A 20,712-nucleotide genomic window follows, 5' to 3' on the forward strand; every position below is an offset into this window, starting at 1 on the left:
TCCCCGCTCACGCGCGTGCTGGTGCCTGCGGCTGCTGTCCGGAGGCCGCCTCGTGGTCTTCGGCGATCGCTTCGTGATGCCTGATGACCTCGCCGATGATGAAATTCAGGAACTTTTCCGCGAACGCAGGATCGAGGTGGGCGTCCTCGGCCAGCCTGCGCAGCCTGGCGATCTGGGCTGCTTCACGGCCGGGATCGCCGGCGGGGAGCCGGTGGGCTGCCTTGAGGAACCCCACCTTTTGGGTGGCCTTGAAGCGCTCCGCCAGCAGATAGACCAGGGTTGCGTCGATGTTGTCGATGCTGGAACGGATGGACAGCAGCTCAGCCATCACCGAGTTGTCCACCTGGCCGGCCAAGGAACTGGCGGAGGGGTCGTAGTCTTCGGAATCAGGAGAGTGGGGGTTGTGCTGCGTCATGGCTCAAGTCTATGGGAGCGCACACGGATAGCCGGGGTGTTAAGCGCCGGCGCCGCAACCGGCACCGGCGCCTGCCACATACAAGTGGGCCCCCGGTCCGCAACCCATCAGATGCCGAGCAGTGCCCGGTGTTCCTCCCGGCGCCGTGCCTGTTCCTCCGGGTCCGGCACCGGCAGTGACGCGATGAGCCGCCGGGTGTAGTCATGCTGCGGGTTCCCCATCACCTGGTTCCCGATTCCCTGCTCCACCAGCCTGCCCTTATAGAGCACGCCCACCCAGGAGGACAGCGTGTCCACGACGGCCAGGTCGTGGCTGATGAACAGGCAGGCAAAACCGAACTCCCGCTGGATGTCCTTGAACAGCTCCAGGACCTTCGCCTGCACCGAAACATCCAAGGCCGACGTCGGCTCGTCCGCTATCAGCAGGCGGGGGTTCAGGCTGAGTGCGCGGGCGAGGGACGCACGCTGCCGCTGCCCGCCGGACAGTTCGTGCGGATAGCGTCCCGCATACGACGCCGGCAGCTGGACTGATTCGAGCAGCTCACCGACGCGCTTGCGCAACTGGGCCGGGCTTGGCTTCGTGTGGATGACCATGGGTTCGGCAATGCAGTCCCCGATGGTCAGCTGCGGGTTGAAGGACGCTGCCGGGTCCTGGAACACGAAGCCGATGTCCTTCCGGAGCGGCTTGAAGGTGCGTTCCCTAAGGTTCAGCATCTCGTAGCCCAGCACCTTGAGGCTGCCGCCGGTGGTCCTGTTGAGGCCGGCGATTGCGCGGCCGATGGTGGTCTTCCCCGATCCGGACTCCCCCACCAGCCCGAAGACCTCGCCCCTGGACAGGGTGAAACTGACGCCATCCACAGCCTTGAACGCCGGCGTTCCCAGCCTGCCGGGGTATTCGATGGTGAGGTTCCTGGCCTCCACCAGGACTTCCTCATCCTGGTGGGCCCGCCCTGTCAGGCCCTCCGACGCCGAGTTGTGACCCAGGTGCGGCACGGCCGCGAGCAGTTTCCGGGTGTAGTCCTGCTTGGGTTCAGCGAACAAGGTGCGGGCCGGCGCCTCCTCCACGACATCGCCCTGGTACATGACCACAACGCGGTCGGCAAGGTCCGCCACCACCCCCATGTTGTGGGTGATGAGCACAATGGACGTGCCGTACTTGTCCCGCAGGTCCCGCAGCAATTCCAGGATCTCTGCCTGGACCGTGACATCGAGGGCCGTAGTTGGCTCGTCGGCGACGATCAGCTCCGGATTCAGCGCCAGCGCCGCGGCGATGACCACCCGCTGCTTCTGTCCTCCCGAGAACTGGTGGGGGTAGTAGTTGACGCGGTGTTCGGGGTCGGGGATGCCCACCTTGCGGAGCGCGTCGATGGCGCGGGACCTGGCATCCCTGGCCGAAACCCGCTTTCCGCCGCTGCCGGCGTGTGCGCGAATGCCTTCGGCGATCTGCCAGCCCACGGTGAACACCGGGTTCAGGGCCGTTGAAGGTTCCTGGAACACCATGGCTACGTCGCGGCCCCGGATCTGGCGCAGTGTGGCGGCACTGACGCTGATCACGTCAGCGCCGTTGATCACCACTGCCCCGGAACTGCTGGCTGTTTCCGGAAGCAGGCCCAGGATGGTCTTGGCGGTCACCGTCTTGCCGGACCCCGATTCCCCCACGATGGCCAGCACTTCCCCCTTCCGGACCTCCAGGCTGACGTCCTTGACGGCATGGACCGGGCCGCCGTCGGTGGCGAAGGTGACCTGGAGGTGGTCGATGTCAAGGACCGGACGGCCGCCGCCGGACTCGTGGCCGGAGCCGGCCCCGGACGACGGATCGATGTTGACGGTCATGATGCCCTCACTTCTGTTGCGATGGCGGCGGTGTCCACCGGCGCGGGCGAACTGCCGCCCGTGCTCTTGCGGCCCCGGAGCCGCGGATCGTTCAGGTCGTTGATGCTCTCGCCCACCAGAGTCAGGCCCACCACGGTGAGTACAATCGCCAGGCCCGGGAACAGGCCGGTCCACCAGATGCCGGAGGTGGTGTCGGCGAGCGCCTTGTTGAGGTCGAAGCCCCATTCAGCCGCCGAGCTCGGCTCGATGCCGAAGCCCAGGAACCCCAGCCCGGCTAGGGTCAGGATGGCCTCGGAAGCGTTGAGGGTGAAGATCAGCGGCAGGGTGCGGGTGGCGTTGCGGTAGATATGGCGGGTCATGATGCGGATGTTGGAAGCGCCCACCACTTTGGCCGACTCCACGAACGGCTCGGCCTTGAGCCGGACCGTCTCCGCCCTGATCACCCGGAAATACTGCGGAATGAACACCAGTGTGATCGCGGTGCCGGCAGCGAAGATGCCGCCAAGCAGGCTGGACTGGCCGCCGCTGATGACAATGGCCATGACAATGGCAACCAGCAGGGACGGAAAGGCGTACACGGCGTCGGCGATGACCACCAGGATCCGGTCGAGCCACCCGCCAAGGTAGCCGCTGACGAGGCCGAGGGCAACACCCAGGACGATGGACATGGCAACGGCGACCACGATCACCAGGATGGCCGTCTGCGCTCCCCAGACGACACGGGACAGGACGTCGTAACCGCCCACGGTTGTGCCCAGAAGGTGCTTGCCTCCGGGGGCCTCCTGCGTGGGGAAGTTGCCGTCGGCGTCGGAAAGCTGGGAGAAGCCGTAGGGTGCCAGCAGCGGCGCGAAGATCGCTGTCAGGACGAAGATGCCGGTGAGGATCAGGCCGGCCACCAGCATGCCGCGCTGGAGGCCCACGCTCTTGTTGAAGTGGGAAACCACCGGCAGGCGCCGGTACCAGGGTGCCCTGGGATTTTCCATGGGGACGGGAACAGTTGGGATGTTCATGCTCAGTACCTCACGCGGGGATCGATCAGCGCGGCAATAATGTCCACGATGAAGTTGGTCATGGCCACGATGATGGCGAGCAGGACCACGATTCCCTGCACAGCCACGAAGTCCCGCGCGGTGAGGTAGTTGGCCAGCTGGAATCCCAGGCCTTTCCATTCGAACGTCTTCTCGGTCAGTACCGCGCCGCCAAGCATGACGGCTATCTGCAAGCCCATCACCGTGATGATGGGGATGAGCGCTGGCTTGTAGGCGTGCTTGGTGACCAGGCGGTATTCGCTGACTCCCCTGGACCGCCCCGCCTCTATGTAGTCCCTGCCCAGGGTGCCGATGACGTTGGTCCGGACCAGGCGGAGGAAGATCCCTGCCGTCAGCAGTCCCAGTGCCACCGCAGGCAGGACCGCATGCGCCAGGACGTCTCCGAGCGCGGCCATGTTGCCGCTCCGCAGGGCATCGAGCCAATAGATCCCGGTGGGGGCCTGGAGCGAGGTCAGGGCGAGTTCGCTGGAGGTCTTGGCCCGCCCGGCCACCGGCAGCCACCCGAGCCAGACAGAGAAGGTCAGCTTCAGGAGCATGCCGGCGAAGAACACGGGCGTTGCGTAGCAAAGAATGGCGAAAACCCGCAGGACGGCGTCCGGCGCCTTGTCCCGGCGGTGGGCCGCCACCATGCCCAGGGGGATGCCCACCAGGAGGGCAACGAGGAGTGCGTTGATGCTCAGTTCCAGGGTGGCTGAGCCGTACGTGGTCAGCATTTCGACGACGGCACGGTTATCCGTGAGCGTGCGGCCGAAGTTGCCGGTGGCCAGCTGGCCGAGGTACTCGAAGTACTGGACCAGGATGGGCCGGTCGTAGCCGGCAGCCTGGATCCGCGCCTGGAGCTGGTCCTCGGGCAGGCGGCCGCCCATGGCCGCGGTGATAGGGTCCCCCGTGATCCGCATCAGGAAGAAGACCATGGTCACCAGAATGAAGATGGTGGGGAAAATCAGCAGGAAACGGATCAGGATGTATTGTCCCAGTCCCCCGCCGGCGGACTTCTTGGCGGCCGGAAGCAGTCCGTCCGCGTCTGTTGGCGGCGCGTCGATCAATGTAGTCATGGTGCCTCAGGTTGTTGTTGCGGTGCCTGCGGTGGGCATGCACCCGGTTCCCGACCAGCAGAGGGGGCGGGGCACGCGCACCTGAGCAGGCGCACCGTGTCCCGCCCCCTCTTAGGCCGGAGCCGGATTGTTCGGGGGCCTACTTGGACATCACGCCAAGACGGGTCTTGAACGACGCGTCCAGGGTCTTCTCGATTCCCTTGACATCCGTGCCGGCCACCATGACCTGGGCGCCCTGCAGCAGCGGAAGCGTTGAGAGGTCCTTTGCGATGGCCTCCTGGGCCTGGCCCAGGAGATCGCTGCGTTCCGCCTTGTCCGTGGTGACGAGCTGCTTCTTGACGATCTCCGTGACTGCGGGATTTTCGTAGTGGTTGCCGAGGAAGTTGCCCGGAATGAAGAACGGGGTCAGGTAGTTGTCCGCGTCCGAGTAGTCCGGGAACCAGCCCAGCTGGTAGACAGGGTAGGCGTCCGCACGGCGCTCCTTGGTGTACGTAGTCCATTCCGTGGACTTCAGGTCAACGGTGAAGAGACCGGACTTCTCGAGCTGCTCCTTGACCAGCGCGTACTCGTCGGCAGCTGAGGTACCGTAGCGGTCCGTGTACTGCAGTTTCAGGTCCACCACGGAGGTGACGCCGGCGTCAGCCAGGACCTTCTTGGCCTTGTCTACGCTTGGCTTGCCGTTTCCGTCGCCGTACAGGCTCTTCAGCGGTTCCGCTGCTCCTTCGAATTCCTTGGGGACGTAGGAATAGACAGGGGTGTAGGTGTTCTTGAAGACCTGGGAAGCGATAACGTCGCGGTCAACGAGGTGTGCTATCGCCTGGCGCACGGCCCGCGACTTCGCGGGGTCGGCTTCGGGAGTCTTCGCGCCGAACGGCATGGTGTCGAAGTTGAAGACCATGTAGCGCAGTTCCCCGCCGGGGCCCTTGTGGACCTTGACCTTGGAGTCCTTTTCCAGGTCGGCCACGTCGGTTGCCGTGAGGATGCGGCCTGCAACGTCAATGTTGCCCTGCTGGACGTCGAGTTTCAGGTTGTTCGGGTCGGCGTAGTGCTTGAGCGTGGCGCCGCCGTTGGCTGCCTTGCCAAGGAGGCCCTGGTAGTCCGGGTTGGGCTTGAAGCTGACCAGTTCGTTCTTTTTGTAGCTTTCAATGGTGTACTGGCCGGCGAAGGGCTTTGCGGCGACGATGGCGTCGTCGTCCATGATCTTGTCCGCCGGGAAGACCTGCTCGTCCACGATCGGCCCGGGGTTCGAGGCCAGGACGCCAGGGAACACCTGGTCATTTCCGGCCGCAAGGGTGAACACCACGGTGTTGGCGTCCGTCGCCTCGATTTTTTCCATGTTCGAAAGCAGTGAGGCCGGGCCGTTGGGATCGTCAATGGCCTTGACCCGCTTGAAGGAGAACACCACGTCCGAGGAATCCAGCGTATTGCCGTTGGCGAACTTCAGGCCGGGCTTCAGCTTGACCGTGTACTCGGTGGAGCTGGTGAAGGAGGCGGACTCGGCGATGTCCGGCGCGGCGTCGGCAGTGCCGGGCTTGTAGTTGAGCAGGAACGGATAGATCTGGTTCATCACCATGAAGGATCCGCCGTCATAGGATCCGGCGGGATCGAGGGTGACCACCTTGTCCGTGGTGCCGTAGGTGATGGCACCGCCCCCTGCCTCCCCGGTTGAGGTTCCGCCGCCGCCTGAGGGGCCCGTGCAGGCAGTCAGTGCGAGTGCGGAGATGCCTGCGAGCGCGATTGCGCCATGCAGTGCTTTGTTGCTCTTCGTCATCCGTGAACTTTCTGTTCGATGAGTGCGCGCCCGCCGACCGCTGATGGGTACGTGTGTCCAGGCGGAAGCGCGCGGTGCTGATGGCTAGATTCAATCAGAGAGTCAACCCTCAGACGCGGCTATTTTGTGAGTTGAGACACAAAATTTACCTGAATGGGCCGCGGCCTCCCGCCATGGCGCACACAAGAAAGAACACCGCCCCGGCGGAACCGGGACGGTGCTCGAAGTCGATGGCCTAGAGTGCGGCGCGCTGAAGGGAGCGGGCGGCGTCGATCGTGGCCTGGCCCAGCACGCGGCTGCCCTGGTACAGGACTATCGTCTGGCCGGGGGCCACTCCGCGCAGCGGAGTGGTGAGCCGGACGACAAGCTGGCCTCCGCCCTCTTCCGTGTCCTGGCCGGCCGGCTCCATGCGTGCCGTGGCAGCAACGGGATCGCCGTGCGCACGCACCTGGGCGTGGCATGCGAACTCCCCGCCGGTTCCCACTTCAGCGATGGGCAGCCCGGCCCAGGACACCTTGATGCCGCGGATCTCGTCAATCGCCAGCAGCGCCTCAGGGCCTACCACAACCTTGTTCTCCTTGGGCCGGATCTCAAGGACGAACCGCGGCTTGCCGTCGGCGGCAGGCGTGCCCAGCTTCAGTCCTCGGCGCTGGCCCACGGTGAAGGCGTTGGCGCCAGGATGTTCACCTACCTTGCTGCCCGTTTCATCCACGATGTCCCCGGTGGACATGTCGATCTTTTCCGCCAGCCATCCGGCGGTGTCGCCGTCGGGGATGAAGCAGATGTCGTGGCTGTCCGGCTTGTTGGCGACGGACAGGCCGCGCCGCTCGGCCTCTGCACGCACTTCAGCCTTGGACGGTGTGTCAGCGAGCGGGAACATTGAGTGCTTGAGCTGCTCGTGCGTCAGGACGCCCAGGACGTAGCTCTGGTCCTTGGCCCAGTCAGCTGCGCGGTGGAGTTCGCGGTTGCCGTCAGCGTCCTCGATCACCTTGGCATAGTGTCCCGTGCACACGGCGTCGAAGCCCAGTGCTATGGCCTTCTCCAGCAGTGCCGCGAACTTGATCCGCTCGTTGCAGCGCATGCAGGGGTTGGGCGTCCGGCCGGCGGCATACTCATCGATGAAGTCCTGGACGACGTCTTCCTTGAACCGCTCGGAGAAATCCCAGACGTAGTACGGAATGCCCAGCACATCGCAGGCGCGCCAGGCGTCACGGGAGTCTTCAATGGTGCAGCAGCCCCGGCTTCCGGTGCGCAGCGTTCCGGGCATGCGGGACAACGCCAGGTGCACGCCGACGACGTCGTGCCCTGCCTCGACGGCGCGGGCGGCGGCAACGGCGGAGTCGACTCCGCCGCTCATGGCTGCTAGAACTCGCATGTTTGCTTTCTGTTGGGGTACTTCCGGCTCCGGGGCCGAACTGCCGGAGGCTGGCCTAAAAGGCGGGCAGCCAGCCGGAAACGATCTTCGCCTATCTATTCTACGGCGGTGTCAATTCGACGGGCGCGGGTAACGCTCCCGTCATTCTTGGACCGAGACCCGGCGGGCCAGGGTTCCTGCGGTCTGGATAGTGGATTCATGTCCCGCCATGCCCGCCTGCCGCGCCCGTGCATAGGCTCCGGGGAGCGCGGCCAGCAGCGCATCGACGTCGGCCTCCACGGATGCGTGGCCCAGGGTGAACCGCTGCGCTCCGCGCGCAGTCTCCTCGTCCAGGCCCATGGCCAGCAGGACGTGCGAAGGCCGCGGCACCCCTGCCGTGCACGCGGAACCCGTAGATGATTCCACCCCTGCCAGGTCCAGGAGGAACAGCAGGGAGTCCCCTTCGCAGCCGGGGAAGGTGAAGTGCGCGTTGCCGGGGAGCCGGCCGCTCCCGGGGGCACCCCGCAGGACGGCTTCCGGAACCTGTTCACGGACGCCGTCAATCAGCCGGTCGCGGAGGGCAGCGATCCGTGCCGATTCCTCCCCCAGGGTGGCCGCTGCCTTTTCCGCAGCCGCGGCGAAGGCCGCGATGGAGGCGGTGTCCAGCGTGCCGGAGCGGACGTCGCGTTCCTGGCCGCCACCGTGCTGGACGGGTGTCAGTTTCACCGCCCGCCCGAGCAGGAGGGCCCCTACCCCCACCGGTCCGCCGATTTTGTGCCCGGAGATTGACATCGCGTCCAGGCCGGAGGCCCTGAAGTCCACAGGGAGCGAACCGAATGCCTGTACCGCGTCCGAATGCACGGGCACCCCTGCGGCGTGGACCAGTTCCACGATCCGGCTGACAGGCTGGATGGTGCCCACCTCGTTGTTTGCCCACATGACCGTGGCCAGTGCAATAGTGTCCGGGTCACGGGCGAGTTCCGCTTCCAGCGCGGCCAGGTCCACAACCCCTTCGCTGTCCACGGGAAGCCATGCCACCTCGGCGCCTTCGTGCCGCTCCAGCCACTCCACCGTGTCCAGGACGGCATGGTGCTCGACGGCGGAACACAGGATGCGGCGCCGTGCAGGGTTTTCTGCCATCCGGGACCAGTAGAGGCCTTTGACGGCCAGGTTGTCGGACTCTGTGCCCCCGGAGGTGAAGATGACTTCCGAGGGATGGGCTCCCGCCGCAGCCGCAATTGCCTCCCGCGCGTCCTCCACGGCGCGGCGGGCGCGGCGGCCGGAGCCGTGCAGGGAGGAGGGGTTCCCGGTGCGCGCGAGCTCACGCGTCAAGGCAGCCAGCGCCTCGGGTGAGAGGGGCGTGGTTGCGGCATGGTCCAGGTAAACGGGCACCTCCCAATTCTACTGTCCATGCCTCCAGGCAGGAGCGGCTGCCCTTTGGGGCTGCTAGCCGGCCGGCGGGAGCACAGGCAGGAAACGCACGACGTCGGCCTTGGCCGCGGCGAGAGTGGCGGCGTCCGGGCAGGAGATGGAGACATAGACCGACGAGCCGGCAGTGCCGAATAGCCTGGCCAGCACAGCGGTTGCCCTGCCGCCCGGCTTCGCTGCCTGCTCCAGTGCCAGCACCTCCACCGTGCGCCCTGGCCCTTCCTGGGGCGCGCCCCACTGCAGGGTCTCCGTTTTCAGGTAGCCGGGGAGGATGGACGGATCAAGGTATTCGAAGAGGGCAATGGTCGATTCCCGGTCATCAGCCCGGGCAAGGGCGTTCTGGCTGGTGCGTGTCTTGGCGGCCACCAGGCATCCGTCCGCCTTGGTGTACCGGCTTTCGCCCGCGACGTTGCGGCTGCCGGCCTTCCAGCCCGGAGCTTCCTTGAGTCCATCCGAGATTCCAACCGGCACCCCCGGGGCCAGGGTGCCGCCGGCAGCAAAGGGCAGGTCTCGGCCGGCTACTGCCTCAGCGTCGTGGCCCGGCGTTATGGTGGGCGTCGCCACTGCGGGCGTGCTGGCCACAGGTTCCGGAACGGCCGGGTCCCGCACATCGATGCTGCAGCCGCCCGCGAGCAGGGCTGCCAGTGCTGCTGCCAGCAGCGGCACGGTCCGCCGCCCGGCCCCGCGGGCCGTTCCCGCCGTCGTCGGCATTTTCATTCCTACCCCAATGCATCCTGCGGCGGCCCGGACGGCCGCATGCACGAGTCTAGGGGCAGCGCAGCCCGGGCCAACATCCGGCGCCCGGGCGCCGTCACGCAGGGTCGGCGGGCCGCAGGGAACCCTGCAGGGCCGGAACCTCGTTGTCCAGGAAGGGCCGTTAAACTGTGCAGACCTGGCTACATGCGAAGACTGGCCGGATCAACCGAAGGATGGGTGCTTGACCGAGAGCAGCAGCTCGTATTACCAGGTGCTTCGCGTGCCGGTGACAGCCACGGAAAAGGAAATCAAGGTGGCCTACCGCCGGGCTGCCCGAACGGCCCACCCGGATCACGGGGGCGACGCCGCGGCATTCCGGCGGGTGACACGGGCCTATGAAACCCTCATCGACCCCATCCGCAGGAAAGCCTACGACCGCTCCTACGCCGCCGGCACTGTCCGCGGTGACGAGTCGGACAGGGAGCCGCACTTCGACGCCCCGCCGGCAGGCAGCCGCGCTTCTGCCACCGTGCACCGGCCAGGCAACGCCCGCAACACCGCCGGCGATCCCCCGGTCTACGTCCCGGCGTACGACAGCCTTCCCGCCGGGGAAGTTCCCCTGGTCCCGCTGGCACTCGCCAGCCAACAGGTCCACGGAATGCCCCGGAAACGTGGAATATTCGGCGCCGAGGCACGCATCCAGCGGGAGATGCGCACCGTCCAGCTCCTCACCCGACAGGTACTGCCGGCAATTCCGGCCGCCAGGCTCATCAATGGCCTCCAGTCCCCCGCAGACAACAGCCACATCGACCATGCTGTGCTGTCCGGGTACCGGCTGGCGCTGATCGGCTCCATGCTGCTGCCCAAAGGCGCCTATGCCTGGGACGGCCGGACCCTGAACCACGGGGGCCGTGCCATCCCCCCGCCGCAGCTCGCGCACGTGGTGCGCGCCATGCAGGACATCTTCCCGGAGCTGAATGTCACAGGCTGGACCGTGGTGCTCAGTCCGGGCGGCAACCTCCATGAGCCGGTGATCGACAACCACCGCCGGTCAGCAGGCGGGCTGGAGGCCGTACAGGTGGTTAATGCCGCAGGGATGGTCCGCGGCCTCAAGGAATTCCTCGCCGCCGGGCCGGCCCCCAATACGGTGAACGTTCCGGTGCTGGCCAGGCTGCTGCGCGGCATGCACTGACCCCGGACGGCCTGGACCCGCAACGGTCGCTAGGATGGAAGCGTGTTCCGCATCCTTTTCCACGCCCCCGAAATCCCCGGCAATACCGGCAACGCCATCAGGCTGGCAGCCATCACCGGGGCCGAACTGCACCTCGTGGAACCGCTCGGCTTCGACTTTTCGGATGCGAAGCTCCGCCGGGCCGGACTCGACTACCACGACCTCGCCGTCGTCACTGTGCACCCGAGCATCGAGGACGCGTGGCGGCACCTGAAGCCGGAACGGGTATACGCCTTTACTTCGGACGGAGCCGCCAGCTACACGGACATCTCCTACCAGCCGGGTGACGTCCTGATGTTCGGGCGGGAATCCGTGGGCCTGCCGCCGGAACTGAAGGCGGATCCCCATGTCACATCCACCGTCCGGTTGCCCATGCTGCCGGCACTGCGCTCCCTGAACCTGGCCAACGCCGCATCCATTGCCGTGTACGAGGCCTGGCGCCAGCAGGGGTTCGCCGGCGCCCGGATCTGACCTGCGCGGTTCAGGCACACCCTCGGCGGGCCGCTTCTTTTTCCCAGCCAACCCATCCGCCCCTGCTGCGGCGTCGAATCACTCCCGACAACATTCCATCGTGTTCAAGGAGCTGCAGGTGACATTGCTGGAGTCACGTTCCAGGACCTCCCGCAGCAGCCGGGGCGGCTCTGCTGAGGATTCACGGTCCGGAGACTTATGCTTGGTAGTAATGGAAACCCCCAATGCCCCGCATCCCGAGGCGCCGCATTCCCAAGCCCCGCATTCCGAGGCCCGTGCCGCGGTGACAGATCCTCCGGCCGACCTCAGCCACCGGCTTTCAGTCCTGCTGGACAGCATAGGCCGGGGCGACCAGGCAGCCTTCGCCGAGTTCTACCAGCTCACGTCGCGCCGGGTTTTCGGTATGGCCCGCCGCGTGCTGATCGACCCCGAACTCAGCGAAGACACCACGCAGGAAGTCTTCCTCCAGGTATGGCAGAACGCGGCGAAATTCGATCCCAAAGCCGGGAGCCCGCTCTCCTGGCTGATGACCATTTCGCACCGCCGTGCCGTGGACAGGGTCCGGTCCTCCCAGTCCTCCACTGATCGCGAGGCCAAATACGGCGCCAGCACCCAGGACATCGACCACGACACAGTGTCTGACCAGGTGGGGAGCAGGCTGGAAGCCGAGTCCGTGGTCCGTTGCCTTGGAACGCTGACCGAGACGCAGCAGGAGTCGGTGCGCCTGGCCTACTACGGCGGCCTCACATACCGGGAAGTTGCCGAGCGCCTGAACGCAGCAGTACCGACCATAAAATCCCGGATCCGTGACGGATTACTCCGGCTGAAGACCTGTTTGGAGGTGAGTTGAGATGAGTGACATGAACCACGGCCGCAACGGCCGTTCCGGTTCGTTTGGCGACACCGTGGCCATGGACCTGGCTTCCGGCCGGGCCGTGGAACTGGCGGAACTGTATGCCCTGGACGCGGTGACCGACGAAGAACGCCGGGCGATCGAGCAGTACATCTCGGCTGCCCCGGCAGCGGAACGTACCGCCTTTTTCGACCGGGTACGCCAAGCGAGGGAAACTTTGGCCAGGACCTTCCGGGTTGAGGAAGAGCCACCGGCCAACCTCTTCGACCGCATCGTTGCCCAACTTCCTGCACAGGGCAGCCAACCTGAAGAGGACGCCCCGGCCGCAGCTGCAGGGCCTGCCGCCACGCCCGCCGGGGACGAGCTCGCCAAGGCGCGGCAGCGCCGTGCAGAACGGCGCCGGCCTTCCGGTAGCCGCCGCTGGCTCGCCGGAGTGGCCGCGGCAGCCGCCATCGCCCTCGGCGGGGTTGGAGTGGGTTCGTACCTGGCGGACCAGAACGATCCCGTCAACCAGGTGGTACGGGCCGGGGACCTGCGGGAAGCCTCGGTGGATGTGGCCGGCGGCGGTACCGCCACCCTGCTCATTTCTTCATCCGAGGATGCCGCCGTTGTCAAGATGAATGGCGTTCCCGCACCGCCCGCGGGCAAGGTGTACCAGATGTGGCTGATCCCCAAGGATGGTTCGGCGCCCGTATCACAGGGCCTGATGGACGAAGAAGCCCTCTCCAAGCCGGCTGTGGTGGAAGGGATCTCCTCCGCAGCAGCGCTGGGGATCACCGTTGAACCGGTGGGCGGGTCCAAGTCGCCGACGCTGCCCACGGTGGCCGCCGCACGCTTGGGTGCGTAGGGACAGGCTCCCGCACCATCCGAAAGCGTCCCGTTCCATCTTCCGGCAGGAAATGGTGCGGGGCGCTTTTGCGTGTGGTCAGCCGGGAAAGTTGTCAGAAGCCGGCGATAGTTCCCGGACCGTTGACCGCAACCACATGGAATGCCTCGGCGCTTCGTCCCTCCACCAGGCCGGCCCGTTCGGCATTGAACTTCATGCCCCGGCGGACGGTAGCCTCCATCGCCTCCACGTCGGGATGCTGGCTGACGTGGACATGGATGGCGCGGAGCTTGGACTCCACGTGCTCTGTGACGTCCACAAAATGGTTCTCCCGTTCCTCCGGCCCGGCATAGAGCCACAGCCATGGCAATTTGTAGGCCTCCAGGCCGGCTTCGGCCAGTTCAGGGTAGGCGAATGGATTCTCCAACGCCGGGTAAACGGCGCGGGTCACGGCCTCCCCTACCGCCAGATGGTCGGGGTGGCTCTTCTGGATGCGCTTCCAGCTCCGTTCCGGGTGCATTGAAAGCACGACGTCGGGACGGATTTCCCGGATCAGCTTCACCACGCCCTTCATCACCTCGTGCGACGCCTCGAGGTAGCCGTCCCGCTGGTGAAGGTAGTGGATGTCAGTGACTCCCACCAGCTCGGCGGCCCGGCGCTGTTCAGCGCCGCGCAGGGCGATGATGTCCGCACGGTGGGCGGGGTCGAAGCCGCCGGCGTCGCCGTCGGTCATAATGCAGTAGCTGACGTGGACCCCGGCCGCCGTCCAGCCGGCGATGGTGCCCGCAGCACCGAAGTCGATGTCGTCAGGATGCGCCGCAAAACAGAGCACCCGCCCAATCCGGTGGATGTCCGGGTTGAACGGGCTCTGTTCCTGTGCAGGAGAGGAAGCCAAGATGTCAGCCTTTTCGCTTCTTGATCTCAGCCGTGGCCTGCGGGAGGACATCGAAGAGGTCGCCTACGATGCCGAAGTCCGCGATCTCGAAAACCGGTGATTCAGCGTCCTTGTTGACGGCTACGATCACCTTCGCCGTCTGCATGCCGGCCTTCTGCTGGATGGCACCGGAGATTCCCGCCGAGATGTAGAGCTGCGGGGACACCGTCTTGCCGGTCTGGCCCACCTGCGCGTCGTGGCTGATCCAGCCGGCGTCGGTGGCGGCGCGGGAGGCACCCACGGCTGCGCCCAGGGCGTCGGCAAGTTCCTCAACCGGGCCAAAGTCGCCGTCAAGGCCGCGGCCGCCGGCGACGACGATGCGGGCATCGGTCAGGTCCGGGCGGCCGCTGGCTACTTTCTGCTCCCGGGCGGTGATGCGGGCGGCCGCGGCCGTGCTGCCGGCGGGAACCTCCACCGTGGCGGTCTCCGGCGAGCTTGGCGCCGCAGCCGGTTCCGGGGTGACGTTGTTGGCCTTCACCGTCAGCACGCTGACCGCGGTGGAGACCTTGCAAGCGGTGTTGTAGGAGCCCGCGAGGACTGACTTGTGCGCCGTGCCGTCAGCGTCCACAGCAACGACGTCGGTGATGACGCCGGCGTTCAGGCGGATTCCCGCCCGCGCGGCGATCTCCTTGCCCTCAGGCGAATTGTCGAGCAGGACGATGCCGGCCCCGGCCTGTTCAGCCGCAGCTGCCAGGTAGGCAGCCTTCGGGGCAACAAGGAAGTCATCGAGGTCCCCTGCCGAGGGGAGCAGCACCGTGCTGACGCCGTACTCGGCAAAGGTGGCCGCAACGTCGTCGTGCAGCGTCCCGTTCAGCGCAACTGCTGTCTCGCCCAGTGAGCGGCCCAAAGTGAGCAGTTCAAGGTTGCTCTTCTTGAGCGCGGCCCCGGGGTTGTCAATGAATACAAGTACTTTTGCCATGTCTGTGGTCCCTCTTAGAGCAGCTTCTGGGCGGCCAGGAAGTCAACGAGCTTAATGCCGGCGTCGCCTTCGTCCGTGATGATGGTCCCGGCGGTCCGGGGCGGACGTTCTTCCGCACTGAGCACGCGGGTCCAGGAACCGGCGTGCCCCACCTGCGCCGGGTCCACCCCGATGTCAGCGAGCGAGAGCGTGGTGATGCTCTTGCGCTTGGCTGCGATGATGCCCTTGAAGTTGGGGTAGCGCGGCTCGTTGATCTGGTCGGTCACGGAGACGACAGCCGGGAGCGGGGCTTCCACCGTCTCTGACGACGTGTCAGCGTCGCGGCGGGCGGTGAGGCGTCCGCCGTCGACCTCCAGCGTGGACGCGAAGGTGACCTGCGGCAGGCCGAGCCGTTCCGCCAGCTGGGCGGGAACCAGGGAGGTTTCACCGTCGGTTGACGCCATGCCGGTGATGACCAGGTCCACGCTGCCCAGGTGCCGGACGGCTGCTGCCAGCGCCAGGGACGTGGCGGCGGCGTCCGAACCGGCCAGTGCGTCATCCGTGAGGTGCACGCCCTCGGTCGCTCCGATCTGCAGCGCCTTCTTGATGGCGTTGACCGCGCCCGAGGGGCCCATGCTCAGCGCGATGACCTGGTTGCCTGCCTTGGCTCCCCCGCGGGCTTCGGCCAGCTGCAGCGCGGCTTCGAGTGCGTATTCGTCAAGCTCGGACAGGATGCTCTCGTCGCGGTCAGTTGTGTAGTCCTCCCCATTGAGGTGGCGGTCAAACTGCGCGTCCGGTACATGCTTGACCAGGACGATGATCTTCAATGTATCTTCCACTGTATTTACAGCAGCCTTCCATGCTTGTGGACAGCCAGCCGGGTGAGGTCATGGCCGCGGAATGCCCCGGCATGCGGGTAGCTCCTAGCTAACCATATAGGCGCGCCCCGGCGCCCTCTTCCGTTAACGCCTGTGTCAGTGGGCTGGACATCCGCACCGCTGCCCCGCCCCCGCTGCCTGCCCACCGTGCAAATGCCCGACGCCGGCGCCCCCAAAGTGGGGACGCCGGCGTCGGGCATTGCTGATTACGCCTTGGCGGGCGCTGCTGCTAGCCCGCAGCGGAGCCGAGGGTGACGTCGAAGGTCTGTTCCGCGCCGTTGCGCAGGACGGTGATCTTCACGCTGGCACCGGCACGCTGTTCGCGGACAGCCGCTGTCAGCTGGTTGGGTTCACCGATGGCGAGGTCGTTGAACTTCGTAATGACGTCGCCCACCTTGATCCCGGCCTTTGCCGCAGCCGAATTCGCTTCCACAGTGGCAACGTCCGCGCCCACTGAGAACTCGGATGAGGTGCTGGATGCCGCCTTCTTCCGAACGCTGACGCCCAGCTGGCCGTGGGAAGCCTTGCCGGTGTCGATGATTTCCTGGGCGACGCGCTTGGCGTGGTTGATAGGGATGCTGAAGCCGACGCCGATGTTGCCGCTGGTGGACGATGCGCTCGAGCCCGCCGATGCGATGGCAACGTTGACGCCGATGATTTCGCCGCTGCTGTTCACCAGGGCACCGCCGGAATTGCCAGGGTTGATGGCGGCGTCCGTCTGGATGACGTTGATGGATATCTCGCCCTGGTTGGCCGGCTGCCGGGCTTCGCCGCCGCCGGGAGGTGCGAACTGGAAGCCGCCGTCGTCCTCTGCTTTATCGCCTTCCGGCGCGGCGGCGGAGGCCACGCTGATGGTCCTGTTGAGCGTTGAGACAATACCGTCCGTCACGGTGCCGGTCAGGCCGAGGGGCGAACCGATGGCAATGGCGGTGTCCCCCACGTTTAGCTTTCCGGAGTCGCCCAAGGTTGCGGGGGTGAGGCCGGAGGCGTTGTCCACCTTGATGACCGCGAGGTCGGACAGCGGGTCGGTGCCCACAAGTTTGGCGCCGAGGACGCGCCCGTCACTGGTACGGACTTCGAGCGCTGCGTTGGCCGTCTGGCCGTCCAGGGTGACCACGTGGGTGTTCGTGAGGATATGCCCCTGGTCGTTGAGGATGATGCCGGAGCCAGTGCCGCCGGCGCTGCCGGTGGATGCGCTGATGGTCACCACGCTGGGGGACGCCTTGACGGCAGCAGCCGTGATGGCATTCACGTTGTCCTGGTTGTTGACGATGACCGTGCCGGGCTGGCTGTTGCCGCTCACCGTGGTGCCGGCACCGGTGTTACCCAGTCCCGCGGAACCGACCGTGGCCACTCCGCCGCCCACCAATCCAGCAGCGAGGATGCTGGCCACGAGCGTACCGACGCCGAAGGACGCTTTCCGGCGCGGCGCGTCCTTGGGGTTGGGGGCAAGGCCCACGGCTCCGTACTGGCTGCCCTGGCCGTGATAACCGTAGCCGGGCTGCGGTGCCTGCTGTTGACCGTACGCCGGCTCGTGGGAACTGTCCTGTCCGTAGAACGGCTGCCGCTGGGGATAGGCCGGACGCGGAGTTCCGGGGATCTCCTGCGTGGGGTTGTCTCCGGGCCGGTCCAGCCGCTCCGTGGGGTACTCCCGCGGGCCGGGCTCACCGGGTCCGGCGGCATTGTCCTCCGGCTGGCCGGGGTGCTGCTGTTCCCAGGGATCCCGGTCCGGGCCGCCGTTCCTGGGGGCCTGCCCGGGCGTCTGGTTCTCAGTCATGGGACTTCCTTTCATCCTCGTCTGCATTAACTATGGACTCCCGGGCTGGAACAAGCTCGGATGTTTGCTGAGAGCTTCCTGAACGCTTTTCGGCCCCGGGCCGGATGGTCCGGGGGTTTCGCTGGTGGCATAGTCGGGCCGATGGACGGGCTCTGGGGTGCACCATAGAATCAAGATGAATTGCCACAGCGACCTGCGGCTTCACACCAAGCGTGGGGGCGCCGTGCATTCTGAGACGACCGGTTCGTCCCGAACTGGTGTCAGGCGTGCTGAAGGGTTGCACATGCGGTCAAAGTTCAAACGTATCCTCGCCGTGATCGGCCTCACCGCTTTCCTGGCGATACCCGCCGGCGCGGCGTGGGCCGAAGATCCGGTCACCTTGGATCCCGCAACCAAAATTGTGGATCCATCGGGAGTCCTCGGGTCGAAAAAAGGTGAGGTCCAGGACGCCATCAAGAAGCTTGGTGCGGACCACGCCACCGTGCTGCACGTCGTCATCGTTAAGAAGTTCGAGAACCCCGCCGATCGTGAAAAGTGGTCAGACGCTGTGGCCGAAAAGGCCAATCTCGGGTCCAACGCACTGATTTTCGCGGTTGCCACCGATACCAGGCAGTACGTCCTCAACAAGGGTGGCAGTAAGCTCACCACGGCCCAGGTCGAAAACATCAAGAGCAAGGCCATCGGCCCGGAGCTCGCGAAGGACAACTACGCGCAGGCGGCGATCAACGCCGCAGCGGCAGTTGGCGATGCAGCCGGCGGCGGCAGCGGCAACGTCCCCGGCGACGGTGCCGGCGCAGCTGTCCTGGTGGGGACCGGAATCGTCGCTGCCGGTGGCGCCGGCGCCTACCTGTATTTCCGCAACAAGCGCAAGAAGGCTGCCGGCCAGGCGGCTGGCGCAGGATATGGCGGCCAGGACGCTCCGGCGGATCCTCTGGCTTCGCTGAGCATCGAGGAACTGCGCCGCAAGAGTGGCTCCCTGCTGATCGAGGCTGACGACGCCATCAAGTCCAGTGAGCAGGAGCTTGGCTTCGCCCAGGCGCAGTACGGAGATTCCGCCGTCGGGAACTTCACCAAGGCCCTGGACGAAGCCAAGGCCCACCTGAGCGAATCCTTCAAGCTGCAGCAGCAGCTGGACGACCACATTCCTGACACCGAGGAACAGCAGCGGACCTGGCTTGTCGAAATCATCCGCCGGTCCGAAGCCGCTCTCACCTCGCTGCAGGAGCAGAAAGCGGACTTCGATTCCCTGCGCGAACTCGAAAAGAACGCTCCGCAGGCCCTGGCCGCGGTCAATGCCGGTGCGCGGGAAGCAGACGCGAAGATCAACACGGCCGAGCAGTCACTCACTGCGCTCCGCTCGAAGTATGCCGAGAGCGCCCTCACCCAGGTCTCGGACAACATCCTGCAGGCCAAGGAGCGCCTGGCGTTCGTTCAGAATGCCACCGCCACCGCTCAGCAGAAGCTGGGTGAGGGCGAGGGCAGCCTGGCCGCAGTAGCTGTCCGGGCAGCCGAGGAGAGCCTGCACCAGACGAACGTCCTCCTCGATGCCATCGCCAAGGTTTCATCTAGCCTTGATGAGGCCAGGAGCAGCCTCGAGGGCGCCGTTGTGGACACCTCGCAGGACCTCGCCCAGGCAAGGGCCATGATCCAGTCCGGCGCACACCCCGAACTGGCTGGACCCGTGGCCGGCGTCGAAAGCGCCCTCGCAGAGGTCAAGGCGGAAATCCAGGGCGGCAAGATTGACCCGATCGCCACCCTGCAGCGGGTGGAGACTGCCCACCAGTCGCTGGACCAGGCCCTCAGCGGCATCAGGGACCAGCAGGAGCAGGCGCGCCGGGCCCAGGCCTCGCTCCAGCAGACCATCATGTCTGCCCAGGCACAGATCAGCGCAACATCGGACTACATCACCGCACGCCGCGGCGGTGTGGGGACTGAGGCACGTACCCGGCTTGCCGAGTCGCAGCGGAACCTCGATTACGCCCTGTCCATCTCGCGCACCGATCCGGTCACGGCCCTCACGTACGCGCAGCAGGCACACGCGCTGGCTGCGCAGGCCGCCCAACTGGCGCAGGCGGATGTGGACCATTTCGGGGGCTACGCCAACCAGGGCTACGGCCGCGGCGGCATGTTCGGCGGTGGCGGCGGCGGGGGCCTGGGAGGCGCCATCCTGGGCGGCATCCTGATCAACTCAATCCTCCATGGCGGCGGCGGCGCGGGCTGGGGCGGCGGCCACAGCGACGGCGGAGGCTGGGGTGGCGGAGACATCGGCGGCGGAGACATGGGCGGCTGGGGCGGCGACTCCGGCGGCGGCGGAGACTTCTAGAACCCCGATCGGCCCACGCTGTGCCATCCCGCCTACGCGCAAGGCACCCCATAATTGTTCACTGGTTTCAGTGGTCACCACAGAGCAGGACGAAAGGGTAACACCATGGTTAAGCAGTCCATTTTCGGCCGCATCGCGCAGCTGGCTAAGGCGAACATCAACACTTTGCTGGACAACGCTGAGGATCCGCAGAAGATGCTGGACCAGATGGTCCGGGACTACACCAACAACATCGCTGAGGCCGAGTCCGCCGTCGCACAGACCATCGGCAACCTGCGGATGCTTGAGGACGACTACCGCGAGGACATCAAGAACGCCCAGGACTGGGGCAACAAGGCCCTTGCAGCCTCCCGCAAGGCGGACGAATACCGGGCCAGCGGTGACAACGTTGACGCCGAAAAATTCGACAACCTGGCCAAGGTGGCACTGCAGCGCCAGATGTCGGCCGAGAATGAGGCGAAGGGCGCAGAGCCCAGCATCGCCTCGCAGCGTGAAGTGGTGGAAAAGCTCAAGTCTGGCCTGGACCAGATGAAGGGCAAGCTCAACGAGCTGACCAGCAAGCGGAACGAGCTGGTGGCACGGTCCAAGACCGCTGCGGCCCAGTCCCAGGTCCACGACGCCATCAAGAGCATCGACTTCATGGATCCCACCAGCGAGGTGGGCCGCTTCGAGGAAAAGATCCGCCGCGAGGAGGCCAAGGTCCGCGGTCAGCAGGAGCTTGCAGCTTCGAGCCTGGACGCGCAGTTCAACCAGCTGGAGGACCTTGGCGAGCAGGTGGAAATTGAGGCCCGCCTGGCGGCCCTGAAGCAGGGCAATTCGTCCAAGCCGGCAATCGGCGCCTCCGGTTCCGCCGCCTCAGCATCCACCGTGGACGAAGCTGACTTCGACAAACTCTGACCGGCGGCGGGACATGCCGCCGCT

At 66.1% G+C, this 20,712-nt stretch carries 18 protein-coding genes; 6 read left to right on the forward strand and 12 right to left on the reverse strand.

From position 1 onward, the window contains the following. Window positions 1-7: 7 nt before the first annotated feature. The 8 genes from C3B78_RS13115 to C3B78_RS13150 all read right to left on the reverse strand — a co-directional run bounded on the left by C3B78_RS13115 (window position 8) and on the right by C3B78_RS13150 (window position 9,615). Window positions 8-415 (reverse strand): chorismate mutase, encoded by a 408-nt coding sequence (locus C3B78_RS13115; RefSeq protein ID WP_104998457.1) that lies wholly within the window; start codon window positions 413-415, stop codon window positions 8-10. A gap of 107 nt (window positions 416-522) precedes the next feature. Beyond that, a complete protein-coding gene (locus tag C3B78_RS13120) occupies window positions 523-2,247 on the reverse strand; it encodes an ABC transporter ATP-binding protein (protein ID WP_104998458.1) in 1,725 nt (574 codons plus the stop codon). Further along, window positions 2,244-3,257 carry an ABC transporter permease gene (locus C3B78_RS13125; RefSeq protein WP_104998459.1) on the reverse strand — a complete coding sequence of 338 codons (1,014 nt, stop codon included), beginning with the start codon at window positions 3,255-3,257 and terminating at the stop codon, window positions 2,244-2,246. Before C3B78_RS13125 ends, C3B78_RS13120 begins: the two co-directional genes overlap by 4 nt. A 2-nt stretch (window positions 3,258-3,259) precedes the next feature. Continuing rightward, window positions 3,260-4,351 (reverse strand): ABC transporter permease, encoded by a 1,092-nt coding sequence (locus C3B78_RS13130; RefSeq protein ID WP_104998460.1) that lies wholly within the window; start codon window positions 4,349-4,351, stop codon window positions 3,260-3,262. Window positions 4,352-4,490: 139 nt separating this feature from the next. Next, window positions 4,491-6,122, reverse strand: a complete 1,632-nt coding sequence (locus tag C3B78_RS13135; RefSeq protein WP_104998461.1) for an ABC transporter substrate-binding protein — start codon at window positions 6,120-6,122, stop codon at window positions 4,491-4,493. A 235-nt stretch (window positions 6,123-6,357) separates the two neighbouring features. Next, entirely contained in the window at window positions 6,358-7,497 is a 1,140-nt protein-coding gene (mnmA, locus tag C3B78_RS13140; protein ID WP_104998462.1) for a tRNA 2-thiouridine(34) synthase MnmA, read from the reverse strand. 141 nt (window positions 7,498-7,638) lie between these two features. Next, a complete protein-coding gene (locus tag C3B78_RS13145) occupies window positions 7,639-8,868 on the reverse strand; it encodes a cysteine desulfurase family protein (protein WP_104998463.1) in 1,230 nt (409 codons plus the stop codon). A gap of 54 nt (window positions 8,869-8,922) precedes the next feature. Continuing rightward, window positions 8,923-9,615: a hypothetical protein gene (locus C3B78_RS13150; protein WP_104998464.1), complete on the reverse strand. Its 693-nt coding sequence runs from the start codon at window positions 9,613-9,615 to the stop codon at window positions 8,923-8,925. 226 nt (window positions 9,616-9,841) lie between these two features. Here C3B78_RS13150 and C3B78_RS13155 point away from each other — a divergent pair, with 226 nt between their 5' ends. The 4 genes from C3B78_RS13155 to C3B78_RS13170 all read left to right on the forward strand — a co-directional run bounded on the left by C3B78_RS13155 (window position 9,842) and on the right by C3B78_RS13170 (window position 13,002). Continuing rightward, a complete protein-coding gene (locus C3B78_RS13155; RefSeq protein ID WP_104998465.1) occupies window positions 9,842-10,792 on the forward strand; it encodes a J domain-containing protein in 951 nt (316 codons plus the stop codon). Window positions 10,793-10,834: 42 nt separating this feature from the next. Continuing rightward, window positions 10,835-11,302, forward strand: a complete 468-nt coding sequence (locus C3B78_RS13160; RefSeq protein ID WP_104998466.1) for a tRNA (cytidine(34)-2'-O)-methyltransferase — start codon at window positions 10,835-10,837, stop codon at window positions 11,300-11,302. A 211-nt stretch (window positions 11,303-11,513) separates the two neighbouring features. Next, on the forward strand, window positions 11,514-12,152 hold the full coding sequence (gene sigK, locus C3B78_RS13165; protein WP_104998467.1) for an ECF RNA polymerase sigma factor SigK: 639 nt from the start codon (window positions 11,514-11,516) through the stop codon (window positions 12,150-12,152). A gap of 10 nt (window positions 12,153-12,162) precedes the next feature. After that, on the forward strand, window positions 12,163-13,002 hold the full coding sequence (locus C3B78_RS13170; RefSeq protein ID WP_104999786.1) for an anti-sigma factor: 840 nt from the start codon (window positions 12,163-12,165) through the stop codon (window positions 13,000-13,002). Between the two features lie 94 nt (window positions 13,003-13,096). Here C3B78_RS13170 and C3B78_RS13175 read toward each other — a convergent pair whose 3' ends face one another. The 4 genes from C3B78_RS13175 to C3B78_RS13190 all read right to left on the reverse strand — a co-directional run bounded on the left by C3B78_RS13175 (window position 13,097) and on the right by C3B78_RS13190 (window position 17,468). After that, window positions 13,097-13,876: a PIG-L deacetylase family protein gene (locus C3B78_RS13175; protein ID WP_104998468.1), complete on the reverse strand. Its 780-nt coding sequence runs from the start codon at window positions 13,874-13,876 to the stop codon at window positions 13,097-13,099. Between the two features lie 4 nt (window positions 13,877-13,880). Beyond that, the gene (locus C3B78_RS13180) at window positions 13,881-14,834 is read right to left on the reverse strand and encodes an electron transfer flavoprotein subunit alpha/FixB family protein (RefSeq protein WP_104998469.1); all 954 of its coding nucleotides are present in this window, start codon (window positions 14,832-14,834) and stop codon (window positions 13,881-13,883) included. A 14-nt stretch (window positions 14,835-14,848) separates the two neighbouring features. Continuing rightward, window positions 14,849-15,640 (reverse strand): electron transfer flavoprotein subunit beta/FixA family protein, encoded by a 792-nt coding sequence (locus tag C3B78_RS13185; RefSeq protein WP_104998470.1) that lies wholly within the window; start codon window positions 15,638-15,640, stop codon window positions 14,849-14,851. Window positions 15,641-15,920: 280 nt separating this feature from the next. Further along, complete coding sequence (locus tag C3B78_RS13190) at window positions 15,921-17,468, reverse strand: S1C family serine protease (protein ID WP_104998471.1); 1,548 nt, start codon at window positions 17,466-17,468, stop codon at window positions 15,921-15,923. Window positions 17,469-17,751: 283 nt separating this feature from the next. Here C3B78_RS13190 and C3B78_RS13195 point away from each other — a divergent pair, with 283 nt between their 5' ends. Next, window positions 17,752-19,791, forward strand: a complete 2,040-nt coding sequence (locus tag C3B78_RS13195; protein ID WP_199775252.1) for a TPM domain-containing protein — start codon at window positions 17,752-17,754, stop codon at window positions 19,789-19,791. A gap of 105 nt (window positions 19,792-19,896) precedes the next feature. Further along, window positions 19,897-20,688 carry a PspA/IM30 family protein gene (locus C3B78_RS13200; RefSeq protein ID WP_104998473.1) on the forward strand — a complete coding sequence of 264 codons (792 nt, stop codon included), beginning with the start codon at window positions 19,897-19,899 and terminating at the stop codon, window positions 20,686-20,688. The last annotated feature ends 24 nt before the right edge of the window (window positions 20,689-20,712 follow it).

The sequence above is a fragment of the Arthrobacter sp. PGP41 genome, from assembly GCF_002953935.1.
Lineage (GTDB): Bacteria > Actinomycetota > Actinomycetes > Actinomycetales > Micrococcaceae > Arthrobacter.

Coding starts and splice junctions, on each gene's coding strand:
- C3B78_RS13150 (WP_104998464.1), bottom strand. CDS start 9,615: ATGCCGACGACGGCGGGAACGGCCCGCGGGGCCGGGCGGCGGACCGTG.
- C3B78_RS13115 (WP_104998457.1), bottom strand. CDS start 415: ATGACGCAGCACAACCCCCACTCTCCTGATTCCGAAGACTACGACCCC.
- mnmA (WP_104998462.1), bottom strand. CDS start 7,497: ATGCGAGTTCTAGCAGCCATGAGCGGCGGAGTCGACTCCGCCGTTGCC.
- C3B78_RS13190 (WP_104998471.1), bottom strand. CDS start 17,468: ATGACTGAGAACCAGACGCCCGGGCAGGCCCCCAGGAACGGCGGCCCG.
- sigK (WP_104998467.1), top strand. CDS start 11,514: ATGGAAACCCCCAATGCCCCGCATCCCGAGGCGCCGCATTCCCAAGCC.
- C3B78_RS13170 (WP_104999786.1), top strand. CDS start 12,163: ATGAACCACGGCCGCAACGGCCGTTCCGGTTCGTTTGGCGACACCGTG.
- C3B78_RS13125 (WP_104998459.1), bottom strand. CDS start 3,257: ATGAACATCCCAACTGTTCCCGTCCCCATGGAAAATCCCAGGGCACCC.
- C3B78_RS13200 (WP_104998473.1), top strand. CDS start 19,897: ATGGTTAAGCAGTCCATTTTCGGCCGCATCGCGCAGCTGGCTAAGGCG.
- C3B78_RS13135 (WP_104998461.1), bottom strand. CDS start 6,122: ATGACGAAGAGCAACAAAGCACTGCATGGCGCAATCGCGCTCGCAGGC.
- C3B78_RS13180 (WP_104998469.1), bottom strand. CDS start 14,834: ATGGCAAAAGTACTTGTATTCATTGACAACCCCGGGGCCGCGCTCAAG.
- C3B78_RS13120 (WP_104998458.1), bottom strand. CDS start 2,247: ATGACCGTCAACATCGATCCGTCGTCCGGGGCCGGCTCCGGCCACGAG.
- C3B78_RS13195 (WP_199775252.1), top strand. CDS start 17,752: ATGCGGTCAAAGTTCAAACGTATCCTCGCCGTGATCGGCCTCACCGCT.
- C3B78_RS13130 (WP_104998460.1), bottom strand. CDS start 4,351: ATGACTACATTGATCGACGCGCCGCCAACAGACGCGGACGGACTGCTT.